At 38.2% G+C, this 12,702-nt stretch carries 8 protein-coding genes; 3 read left to right on the top strand and 5 right to left on the bottom strand.

Annotated elements, in window-relative coordinates:
* Positions 1–25 precede the first annotated feature (25 nt).
* Positions 26–790, bottom strand: a complete 765-nt coding sequence (locus FHR28_RS00040) for a hypothetical protein (protein ID WP_154130736.1) — start codon at positions 788–790, stop codon at positions 26–28.
* A gap of 479 nt (positions 791–1,269) precedes the next feature.
* Between FHR28_RS00040 and uvrA the strand changes: the two genes are divergently transcribed.
* Complete coding sequence (gene uvrA, locus FHR28_RS00035; protein WP_004816511.1) at positions 1,270–4,101, top strand: excinuclease ABC subunit UvrA; 2,832 nt, start codon at positions 1,270–1,272, stop codon at positions 4,099–4,101.
* Positions 4,102–4,355: 254 nt separating this feature from the next.
* Entirely contained in the window at positions 4,356–4,925 is a 570-nt protein-coding gene (locus FHR28_RS00030) for a hypothetical protein (RefSeq protein WP_166781690.1), read from the top strand.
* 79 nt (positions 4,926–5,004) lie between these two features.
* Here FHR28_RS00030 and FHR28_RS00025 read toward each other — a convergent pair whose 3' ends face one another.
* Both FHR28_RS00025 and blaOXA read right to left on the bottom strand, forming a co-directional pair.
* Positions 5,005–6,717 (bottom strand): GGDEF domain-containing protein, encoded by a 1,713-nt coding sequence (locus tag FHR28_RS00025; RefSeq protein ID WP_004725238.1) that lies wholly within the window; start codon positions 6,715–6,717, stop codon positions 5,005–5,007.
* A gap of 285 nt (positions 6,718–7,002) precedes the next feature.
* On the bottom strand, positions 7,003–7,848 hold the full coding sequence (gene blaOXA / locus FHR28_RS00020; protein WP_166781689.1) for an OXA-274 family carbapenem-hydrolyzing class D beta-lactamase: 846 nt from the start codon (positions 7,846–7,848) through the stop codon (positions 7,003–7,005).
* Between the two features lie 879 nt (positions 7,849–8,727).
* Between blaOXA and omp33-36 the strand changes: the two genes are divergently transcribed.
* Positions 8,728–9,612, top strand: coding sequence for a porin Omp33-36 (gene omp33-36 / locus FHR28_RS00015; protein WP_166781688.1), 885 nt, complete (start codon positions 8,728–8,730; stop codon positions 9,610–9,612).
* A gap of 75 nt (positions 9,613–9,687) precedes the next feature.
* Here the strand turns inward: omp33-36 and FHR28_RS00010 are convergent, their stop codons facing one another.
* Together FHR28_RS00010 and FHR28_RS00005 are read right to left on the bottom strand one after the other, a co-directional pair.
* On the bottom strand, positions 9,688–11,655 hold the full coding sequence (locus tag FHR28_RS00010) for a BCCT family transporter (RefSeq protein WP_151956280.1): 1,968 nt from the start codon (positions 11,653–11,655) through the stop codon (positions 9,688–9,690).
* Between the two features lie 167 nt (positions 11,656–11,822).
* Positions 11,823–12,503, bottom strand: a complete 681-nt coding sequence (locus FHR28_RS00005) for an ion channel (RefSeq protein ID WP_034612723.1) — start codon at positions 12,501–12,503, stop codon at positions 11,823–11,825.
* Positions 12,504–12,702: the final 199 nt, after the last annotated feature.

Below are 12,702 nucleotides of genomic sequence, written 5' to 3'. Positions count from 1 at the left end.
ATTTAGTGACGTAGAAGTTACGCGTTTAAAAAGCGCGTTTTAATTTGCCACGGTTAATAAAAGCAACCAAGCCCATAACAATAGCCATCAGGATAAAAAAGATAAACTTTAGCTCATTTCTACTCAAGTGAGTCTCAGATTTATTCACTTCAGCTTGGGTAAAATCGGCTTGTACTGGCGGTAAAGGTGAGGCATAAGTGGGTTGAATATTTTTAAAATTTAATTCACTGAGTTCAGCAGGCTTTTCGCCTTTGCCCACCAAAACATAAGCCGCAACAATGTCAAAATCCAAAGGGTTTTGAATGCCAAATTTCACTTTGGTGGGTTCATAAGTGTTGTATTCAGGGATCCAATCATTCACTTGACTATAAATACGAATGCTATCTGTTTTTTCCAATATTGGATCTGTAATCAGCTGTTCTGACGTATCTTCAATGAATGTCTTTAAGCCTTTGAATTGCTTGAATGAATATTGATTAGTTTGCGTCAAATTTTCTGCGATCAGTGCTTGGTATACAGCATGCTCACTTGGATTGGCTTTATTTAACAAACCTTGATTGTCCATGACAAACTCAACTTTTGCAGTAAGTCCCGGATAATTTTGTCGCCCAACCAAATAAACCGCGGTCCAAATCTGATCCCCCGCTTGTACATCTTCTAATTCTAATTCGTACAATTGATTGGGTTTTAAATTTAACACTTGATCAAATAAAACTTGTGAAGTCTCGCCAGCCAAGACATTGCAAGAAAATGCAAAACAAATAACTGATATAATTTTTCGTATATTCATTTTCAAGCCCTCCACAAGTGCGATAGATATCACATATTTTATAATAAAAACAATGGTTAATCACAGAAACCTTGTCTAACAATTCTCTTTTTTAGATAAGTGGTTATTGATTGCATCACAGGACCAATCTTGAAGCTGATCTGGTTTATTCGTTCTACCCTATGCAATATCGAAATAAGTATTCAGAAATCAGCACAGCATCAAAAAACTGACTGCATATCTCATTTTTCTTCAATGACTTATTTTAAATAAATTATAGCTTTGATTTTAAAGTAGCTGAATGCGACCCTAAGAATTGTTTAAAACTATCATAAACATATGAATCTTATTATTTTATTCAAAAACTCAAACTCCATCACAGTTTTAAATGGTCAGTTACATGACACAATTTGTCGTTTAAAAACTATTTTTTACAGCTTGAACAAAATTAAATCGCTATCATATACCCCTTTAATTCGCATAATTTCGAGAAAGCTTTTATGAGTCAAAGTCATATCCGTATTCGAGGCGCACGTACCCATAATTTAAAAAATGTGTCACTCGATATTCCACGTGACAAGTTTGTGGTCATCACAGGACTCTCAGGCTCAGGGAAATCATCTCTGGCTTTCGATACCTTATATGCAGAGGGTCAGCGCCGTTATGTCGAATCTTTATCTGCTTATGCACGTCAGTTCCTTTCACAAATGGAAAAGCCTGAAGTTGATTCAATTGAAGGTTTAAGCCCTGCGATTGCGATTGAACAGAAATCTACCAGCCATAACCCACGTTCAACCGTGGGAACCATTACTGAAATCTACGACTATTTACGTTTACTCTATGCACGCGTTGGTACACCTTACTGCCCAGAGCATGACTTGCCGATGGTTGCACAAACTGTTTCTGAAATGGTCGATGCAGTGAAAGGACTGGAAGAAGGTACAGCGTTGATGCTCCTTGCACCAGTTGTTCGTGAGCGTAAAGGCGAATACAGCAACCTGTTTGAGCAATTACAAAGCCAAGGTTTTGTCCGCGCGCGCGTGGATGGTGAAGTGATTGATATCGATACACCACCAGAACTCGATAAAAAGAAAAAGCACACCATTGAAGTTGTGGTTGACCGCTTTAAAGTCCGTGATGACTTAGGTAACCGAATTGCCGAAAGCTTTGAAACAGCCTTACGTTTAGGCAGTGATCTGGCGATTTTATCGTGGATGGGTGGTGAACATCCTGACCGTGTATTTTCAGCAAAACATTCATGCCCTGAATGCGACCGTGCTGTTGCTGAACTCGAACCACGTTTGTTCTCGTTCAATAATCCATTTGGTGCCTGTCCTGTCTGCGACGGTTTAGGTACTCGTAGTCATTTCAGTGCTGAAAAACTCATTCCAAGTCCAGATGTTTCTATTAGCCAAGGCGCAATCCGCGGCTGGGACAGACAACGTCCATACTATTACAGCATGATTCAGAAAGTTGCAGATCATTTTGGGTTTTCTTTAGACACGCCTTGGAATGAACTCGATGCTGATACAAAAAAGAAATTTCTTTATGGTACAGGAAAAGAAAAAGTCGATCTTAGCTATATCGATGAGCGTGGTCGTAAACACAATCGTGTACAACCTTTTGAAGGCATTTTGCCTCATTTAGAGCGTCGTTATCGTGAAACTGAATCTAATTATGTCCGTGATGATCTGGCGCAGTATTTATCCAATGCCGCTTGTGATGCTTGTGGCGGTTCACGTTTAAATGAAATTTCACGTCATGTGCGTGTTAAAGACAAAACTATTGCCCAAATTACCAAAATGTCGATTGGTGATGCTGAAAGCTACTATCAAGATTTAAATCTTGAAGGTGCCAAAGGTGAAATTGCCGATAAGATTTTTAAAGAAATTCGCGAGCGTTTGCACTTTCTTGTATCAGTCGGTTTAAATTATTTAAGCCTGTCTCGCTCTGCTGAAACGCTTTCAGGTGGTGAAGCACAACGTATCCGCCTAGCCTCACAAATTGGTGCTGGTCTAATGGGGGTGATGTACGTTTTAGATGAGCCATCCATTGGTTTACACCAACGTGATAATGATCGTTTACTTGAAACACTGGTTCGTTTGCGTGATCTGGGTAATACAGTTTTAGTGGTTGAGCATGATGAAGATGCAATTCGTGCAGCAGACCATATTATTGATATCGGTCCGGGGGCTGGTGTACATGGCGGTCATATCATTGCCGAGGGAACCTATGATGAACTCGCAGCCAATGAGAACTCACTGACAGGAAAATACCTATCTGGTAAGTTAAAAATTGCGGTGCCCAAAGAGCGGGTTAAACCACCTAAGCCTGAAGAACAAATTAAACTGATGGGCGCATCAGGGCATAACTTACAAAATGTTGATTTGACGATTCCTTTAGGTGTGATGACTTGTGTGACAGGTGTTTCGGGTTCAGGTAAATCAACCTTAATTAACCGTACCCTGTTACCACTTGCTGCAACGCAATTAAATGGTGCAACCACCTTAACTGCTGAAAAGTTTGATTCGATTGATGGCTTACAGTTCCTTGATAAAGTGGTAGACATTGACCAAAGCCCTATTGGACGTACTCCACGTTCCAACCCAGCGACATATACCGGTTTGTTTACCCCGATTCGTGAATTGTTTGCACAAACCCCTGAAGCCAAAGCCCGTGGTTATGCTGCAGGTCGTTTCTCATTTAACGTCAAAGGCGGGCGCTGTGAGGTGTGTGAGGGGGATGGTATGATCAAAGTTGCCATGCACTTCTTACCCGATATGTACGTGCCTTGTGATAACTGCCATGGTCAGCGCTATAACCGTGAAACTTTGGAAGTTGGTTATAAAGGCAAAAATATTTCTGATGTATTGGAAATGACTGTCGAAGATGCGATGCATTTCTTTGATGCAATCCCTGTGATTCACCGTCGTTTGGAAACCTTAAACCAAGTCGGGTTAGGCTATATCCGCTTAGGTCAGTCTGCAACAACGTTATCTGGTGGTGAAGCGCAACGAGTCAAACTGGCACGTGAGCTAGCAAAGCGTGATACAGGTAAAACCTTGTATGTACTGGATGAACCAACCACTGGTTTGCATTTCCACGATATTGCCAAACTGCTCGATATTCTTCATGAACTACGCAATAAGGGCAATACCATTGTTGTGATTGAGCATAATCTCGATGTGATTAAGACGGCGGACTGGGTGATTGATTTAGGCCCTGAAGGTGGTGCAGGTGGTGGTCAGATTATTGCGGAAGGTACCCCAGAACAGGTGGTGAAATCTAAAGTTTCACATACAGCGAAATTCTTAAAGCCGTTGTTAAAGTAATTCACTGCATCTTCCCTTCCCTCCTTTAAATAAGGAGGGAGTTTCTCTCTTTATCCCACAGGACTTAGGAGGAGATTAATCAGCTAAGCTCGAAATTAAATAGCTCATATAATTTTTATAAAACTCAGATTCTCAGCCTTTTTTCATCCTATATTTCAATAATCATCTGCTTAATTTTGGGATTTTTTAAAGCAAATTTTGCATTTCTAATTTAAACAAGGCAAGATCAATGCATAGCACAGGATATTTTCCTTATGAAGCTTCTTTACTCATGCCTTTTAGTCCCAAGTATCTGTTTACTCAGCAGTTGTAGCATAAACATTGCGGGTGGTAATGGCAGACCCGACAATCCTTATTTTATAACCACCCAACCCTTACTGATTAAAAAAATACAGCTTCCTGCTGGCTCAACTTTGACCTATGAAAAACAGGGCTTTAAAACAGGCAGACAAAGTCAGTTAATGAATGAAAGTAAACTGAAAGGCATCTCATTGCCGAGTGGACAAACCATTATATGGGCTGGTGTGCCAATCAGTGCGATCAACAAATTCAGCAACTCAGAAATGCGCGGCTTTAGCCTTAACGCAGAATTTAAGCAGCTTGCTCCCAATCAAAAATCTGGCTTCTCCAAACAGTGGCAACGTTGTGGTGATAATCTAGGGATTAGTATTAAAAATACAGAGGATTGGTCATTTAATCCAAGTAATATTGTTGATGTGGAAAGCTGTAGTGTGCTTTATCAACGCTACTTTAAAGACAATGCCGAACAGCAACGATTTTTAAATCAATTGTATGCTGAGTTGCTTAAAGTCACTTCAAAATAATTCAGTATTTTTATCATTAAATGCTGACGATAAATCAACATTTTCAAACGGGTTAATCATCATCAAGATACCCAATCGATCATCCCACAACTTTATTTCGACCTTGTGCTTTGGCTTTAAATAGCGATGCATCTGCCCGATTAAACAAAGCTTCCCAACTTTCAGCCCCTGTTGCCACGCCAATACTGACAGAAACATTCAGCTGTTCGTTAGACATCGAACTATTAAAATTTAACCGTGATACATCAGCCAAAATACTTTCAGAAATTTGTAATGCCCAATCCCATTGGATGCGATCAATTAAAATCAAAAACTCATCACCACCAAAACGTACAATTAAATCGGATTGCGCAATATTTGCTTTTAAACATCGAGCAATTTCAACAATAACCGAATCACCTAAAATATGTCCAAAGCGATCATTCACATATTTAAAATTATCAATATCCACCATGATCAAGGTCAACTCTTGAAAGCGATCAGGTTGTGTTGCGATATTTTTTAAATAAACCTCTAAAGCGAGTCGATTTGAAACACCGGTTAAGCTGTCGGTGTTGGCACTATTTTGTAATTGAAATTCAAAAGCATCGCGTTGCTTGAGCATTTCTTTTAATTTATCCAATGCATCGGTTAGGGTATGCACCTCTTTGGTTTGTATCGAAGCTGCACCTATATAATCACGCTCTTGAACTTGTGATAACTCTAAGATCATATTTCTTGCATATATCAAGGGTTCAAATAACTTTTTACGTGTATATAACATCGTAAAAACTGCTACCGACAATGACAAAAGAGAAATAAATAAAGTGATAAAAAATTGACGTTGCTCCGATTCCATTCGATGACGCGCACTTAAGGCGTGGGTTTCAAGTAGATATTTTTGTAAATTTACCACCGTGGTAAACTTATCCACGATTGCATCTGTCAGTTGGTTTGCCGTTAAAAAATAAGGCTGCTGATTTCTACTCTCTTGCACCAAACGATTTACAATGGGTAAACCTTGGTCAATAAATTGAGTTTTTACTTGACCATATAAATAAAGATACTCAGGGGTTTTTAAGGATTCTATTTGCATGGTATCCATCAAACGCCATAAATATTTAACCTGTTCTTGCGTTTGTAATGAGCGTGCTTTGTTATATTCAGGCAATGGTTCGGAAAAGCTTAGGGGTGCCATGATATTGGACGCGACTCGTCCAGATTGATCACGTAAATCAGCCAATATCAGCACAATTGAAGCATAATCCGTCACATCGCTATTATTCTTTTTTGAATGGTTAATTAATTGCTGCAACATGGCTCTACAACTGTCCCATGCCCGAAACATTCCCTGAATCACTTGATCCATTTGCACTGAATTACGTTCTTTTAACGGCAAGGCTAAATAAGCATCGACTTGTTTACGGGCGATGTTCAAATCATGTCTTAATTGAACATCTACTTGATCCGCCAAACTGGTAAACCCCGCCTTGTTTAAGGTCTCTACGGTTAAATTAATCTGTTGATCTACGTCCTTACGATAGTCCTGCAATTCTTTTATTCTGTCTGGAAAATTTGCTGTCGAGCTCGACATTGCTTTATTTGTTGGCGCTCTTTCCCGTGAAATTTTATTGGATGTTTCAGCAAAAACTTGCAAGGCTTGAATATTGACTAAAGCTCGATTTGCTCGGCTATACTCTCGATAATTACTGATGATTTGTGGAACAGCAATTAACAAAACAGACAAAATGATGACTGACATGAGGATAAGCAAACGCGTGCTTATTTGTTCTGATCTGAGTTCATGCACCATCACCATGGTCCTGTGGGAAGTTATATCGTAATAAAGCTAAAAAATTTTGTTTATATTATAGAATATATACACATAAACTACTCCACATAATCAAGTTTAATCTACAGCGTTCAACTGCTTTATATTATCGTTTTTATAGATGAGTAATATTCAAAATTCACATTTTACATATAAATAGAATTTGCATAAAATTAGACTCAGATAGAAATTCTCATTATTTGAAAATATATCTTTTTTATTGCCCAGTTTCCCCCAATAAACTGGGCATTTTTTTACCTACTGCATTTATCTCAAATAAAAGAATAAGCCTAATTTATCTAAGATACTTAATGTCAGTTGCTTACGTTCGGCAGGATCATCTCCTGTCTGCATGTGCATATTTAAAGCAAAAGCGGTGATCTGACCATTCGGCTGTTCTATCCATCCTGTATACCAACCCACTTGTGGCTCAACATCCATTCCCCAGCCACTTTTGGCATAGAGCTTGGAATCACCACGTCTTTCGACATAAAGCATATCTTTGACTTGCTGTTGTACAGCATCATCAAAAGGCAATGTTTTCTTTGCCAATTGATAAGCAAATTTAGCTTCTTGCTCTGGGGTGATTTTCAATGGACCAACCAACCAGAAATTATCCACCTGTTGACCAATTTGTGTATTACCAAAACCAACACGTTTGACTTCTTGACTCATCAAATCCAAACCAATACGTCGTGCCAACTCCTGATATACAGGTACGGCGGAAGCCTGCATTGCTTGTGCCAAGGTCATATCTTTTTCCCATGCAGGAAAAGATCTTTTTTCACCATTCCACTTAAATACTTCTGTATTTGTCGTTTTCGCATGTTGCAAACCAATTAAGGCATTCAACATTTTAAAAGTAGAGGCTGGAATATACGCAGTCTTGGCTCTATTTAAATCATTCCCATAGCGTTTAAATTGAGTTCCGTCATAAGTCACAAAGACGGCTTGAGTTTGCGCATAATTAAACAACAACGGAATTTCACTTGTTCTTTGTGATGAAGCTGGATCATGCAAATTAAGCTTCGAAACACAACCTGAAAAAGCCAAACTACTCAGGATGATCAATACACTGCTTTTTATTTTAAATTTAAATAGGTTATTACTCATAAACTTTACTTAGGCATCAACTCTATCTGAAATAGTGTAGATGAGCCCATGAATTATTTTTTAAATTGAATGTAAGAAAATATTTACATGTGCAATATATTGGTGCATAATGCACCTCATTAGGGCAATTTATTAATATTCCTCAGCAGAATTTATTGATTTGCTCCAGATTTTGGCGAAAAATCCCAGTTTTCTTTGAAAATTGGGATTTTTTTTGGCAAGAATCATGCCAACATAATTCATCTTTTGCTTATTTATGCTATATATTGGTGCAATATTTTTATGATCTATTTAATGCGATTTGCTTTGAATTTTTAAATAAAAAAAAGCCCAACCTTGGGGAAAGCTGGGCATATAAACTCAAAATCTCAAAAAAATTCATTTAAAATGAATGAACTTTATTGACTCATTATCCAGAATATCTTTTACTTTGTAAAACCTATTAAATTGATCGGATATAAATTAATTATCGTTTTTATAAATAATTGAGAATAAAACAACAATATTCACATGAAATGATTATACAATCACAAATTAATTCTAAAAATAAGCAGAATTTAATGACATTTTCTTGACATTGATCGCAAAACAACCATCGGTAATATCGATCAAAAAACACAAATAAACAATAAAATAAATGTATTAATTTAACAATTTGATATCTGTTTTATATGAAATAAAACTTTTGTCTGAATTTAGTCTGTTGTTCTAATTAAGTTTTTTTCCAGGTTGACGTAAAGCTGTTCAAATGTACGTTTTTTAAACAATGTAAATTTCATGTATCTACTTTGTAAACAGTGGCCTTAAACGTCATTGACTTAATATCTTGTTACAATACAATGCCGTCTGTTTCACCAATTTCTCCTATTGGAAAAGATTATGAAAAAACTCGGTTTAGCCACTGCTTTATTATTAGCCATGACCGGCGCTCAAGCATACCAATTTGAAATTCAAGGTCAATCAGAGTATATCGATACAACTGAAAATGACAAAGATTTCACTGGTGGTTTGCAAGGTACTTACTACTTCAAAAATGTTGACTCTTCAAAAGGTCCATTGGCTGAAGCAGCGTTCTTAAACCAAGCTTCGAATGTTTCTTTAGCATATAACTATGGCGAATTAGACGCTGATGTAATTGCACATAACTACGGCGCTAAAGCTGAACTTTATGTTCCTACTCCATATGTACCTGCATACGCAAGTGCTTCTTATAGCCACACGATCCTTGACGGTAAAAATGGCTGGTCAAATGATCAAGGCGATCGTTTTGCATTAGAAGTGGGTGCTCTTCCTACTCAAAACTTCTTGGTTGCTGTTGGTTATACTAACGTTGCTGACCAAGTTGCTTTAGATGCATTCAATGTTATGGGTAACGGCGTTGCTAAAGCGACTGCTGAAGCTGCAACAATTGGTGAAGACCAAGACGCAATCACTGCACGTGCTAAATACGTTGGCGGTATTGACGGTACAAATATGTCTTTAGCGTTTGAATCAGGCATTATCTATGGTGATGCGACTGCATACCAGTTCAAAACTGATTTCTATTTGAACCCACAATTAAGCGTTGGTGCTTCTTACGCAGCGTCTAGCTACGAAGGTACGCCTGATTCAGCTTGGGGTGCAAACGTAAACTACTTCATCACTCCTGCGATTGCAGTTGGTGCGAGCTACGTAAATGCAAACTACGAAGCGAATAAAGGTCAAGCAATTTCGTATGTTGGTGATACGCAAACTGTTGGCTTAAACGCTAAATTCCGTTTCTAAGTTGGCTTAGAAATTGAATCAAAAAAAGGACTCATACGAGTCCTTTTTTATTGCCTTTGTTTTTAAATAAACAACTTAGTTTCTCAGTACATTTAAAAAATGTAGATGACGTTCATATTGGTCAATGATGTCTTGAATCAAGTCTTCTTGCGTCCACTCCATCACATCATAATTTTGACCACCTTCTCTTAAAAATATTTCTGCTTGATAAAAATCATCGGTTTCTTGATGTTCTTCATTCATCATAAAGCTTGGCGCAACCATTTTGCGTGCAATGACTTTATAGATAAAATTGAACTCATCATGATGATCCACACTCAGTTGAACACCGTCTTCAGTTTCTTTAATCACCACATTTAAATCACGGCGTTTAAACTCAAAACGAATACTTTCAAAAGCCTTAATCACATCAACCTGAATATAATGTTGTACTTCGGCCAACGTATGCGGATAGTGCATGATTAAGCCTAAACGTTGCTGCCAACTACGTGGATTTTGCACAGCTCTCGGCGTGATTCTTGCCACTTGTAAAGCCTGCATTTTGGTAACATCTAAGCGCAATGCTTTGACTAAGCCCCAACACAACAGCAGCATAATAAAGGTGAATGGTAGTGCACTCATCATGGTGGCCGATTGTAGTGCGCCTAGCCCACCAACCATTAAAAGAATGATCGACAAGACCGCCATTAAAACAGTCCAGAACAAGCGTTGCCATATCGGCGAATTTTCTGTTTTCGCAGTGAGATAATCGGTCACCAATGCACCAGAATCCGCGGAGGTAACAAAGAACAACACCACCAGCAGTGTCGCAATAAGACTAAACACACCTGAAAAAGGCAGATGGGTTAAAAATTCAAACAATGCAACTGATGAATCTTTTTGTACCGCAGAAATTAGCCCAACCTGCCCTTGTTCCATGATACTGAACAAGGCAGCATTGCCAATAAAACCCATCCAGATCAAGGTAAAGCCTGTCGGAATAAGCAGTACCCCAACAATAAACTCTCGAATGGTTCGACCTTTTGAAACACGCGCAATAAACATACCAACAAATGGTGACCAAGAAATCCACCATGCCCAATACATGATGGTCCAACCACCAATCCAGCCATTTGATTGATAAGCATATAAATTAAAGGTCATGCTAAACAAATTCGAAATATATTGTCCAGCGTTTTGAATGGTTGCTTGTAGGATATAAATACTGGAACTGGCGAGGAATACAAAGCCTAGCAATACCAAAGCTAAAATCAGATTCAGTTCAGAGAGTCGTTTAATTCCTTTGTCTAATCCGAGGAAAACCGACAATGAAGCCAGCGTACTCACCACAATAATCAAAAAGATTTGGGTGCTAATATTACTTTCCCAGCCAAATAAATAATTTAAGCCAGAATTAATTTGCGTTACCCCAAATCCTAACGTGGTAGCCACACCAAATACTGTACCAATGGTGGCAAAAGTATCGACCGCATCTCCGATTGGACCATGAATTCGTTGACCAATAATCGGAAATAAACCCGAACGAACTTTGAGTGGCAAGTTATAGCGAAAAGCAAAATAAGCCAGCGTTAAGCCAACAACTGCATAGATAGCCCAAGCATGTAAGCCCCAATGGAAAAAGGTAATTCTCATTGCTTCTTGGGCAGATTCAATAGTTTGTGGATCACCAGCAGGTGGATTGACATAATGCATGACAGGTTCTGCAACACTGAAGAACATTAACCCGATGCCCATACCCGCAGTAAATAGCATGGCAAACCATGACCCATTACTATACTCAGGCTGGCTATGATCAGGTCCAAGCTTGATTTTACCCATGTCAGAAAAGGCAATAAAAATCAGCACAATTAAAAATATTGCGACAGATAAAACATAGAACCAACTAAATGAATCGGTGATCCAGCGGTTCATCCTTTGAGTAATCAGTTCAAAGGCATTTGGTGCAAAGACAACAACGGCTAAAAAAAGTGCAATAATTCCAACAGTGCTCAAGAAAACATTTGGATTGACATTGTCAAACCAAGTGATTTTTTTGGAAGGCATATTTCCCCCAGGTTTTTATACTCAATGGACAGACTTTTTAAAGTCAAAAAAAGGCATTCACAGGTGTGAAAAAAGACGAATCCTGTAGAACAGCGATTGGATTCAGGCCACATTATAATTTAAATTAACATTTTCAACAATTTACTAAATGTAACAAGATCATTAGCTCATGATTTTGGTTTATTTTCAATATATTGCAGGGCAATCATCCGTGAGACGATCAGGGCAAAATACATCACACCACAGAACATTTGCAACATTGAAATCACCCGCGCAGCAGGTGCAACAGGAATCAAATCGGACAATCCCGTTGCCGATTGCAAACTAAAACTAATGAACAATAAATCCAGCCAAGATTGGTAGTCCGCAACATGATTTGGGTTTTGAAAACTCTGCGGAACCAGCAATTGACAAATACTGTATAAGAAGGCAAATCCCCATGCGATCAGGGTAAATACTGCACCTGCAGCAAACAGCTCATCTTTGGTTAAATAACGATCTGCAAACATATAACGGATTAAACCATATGCTGCACAAAAATAAGCGGCTGCTTCAAATGAATGTGCAAAGATTTGCAAAGTAACAGAATGAAAACCGATCAACATTAGAAAGGACAGTACAAATGCCCCTGTGACAAAGGTTAAGCCCAACAGTGTAAATGTCGGTGTTTGTCGAATCACTTTGGCAATAATCAGTAACGCGGATACACCGAGTAACCAAGTTAAAATTTGATAACTTCTGCTGGCATTGGTATAGACAGATAAAACTAAAATAAGCAGTTGGACCAACAATAACCATGCTGATGGTAATTGTTTAAAACCTTTCCAAAATTCGATCATTGAACGCATATTTTCTGATTCTGATTGTTCTTTTAAACATTCAAATTAACATATTCATTGGGTTTCTTAAATCCTTTCAATTTTTCGTGATCATTCAACTGATCAATCTGTATAAAATAAGCTTTATATCGCTCAAACACTCAAGCTGAGATGATTGAGTTTTGGCTTTGCATAAGCCATAAAAAAACACCTTCGAAAAGGTGTTTTT

The organism is Acinetobacter sp. BIGb0196, from assembly GCF_011759595.1.
Lineage (GTDB): Bacteria > Pseudomonadota > Gammaproteobacteria > Pseudomonadales > Moraxellaceae > Acinetobacter > Acinetobacter guillouiae.
This window is presented reverse-complemented; position numbering and strand designations above follow the sequence as displayed.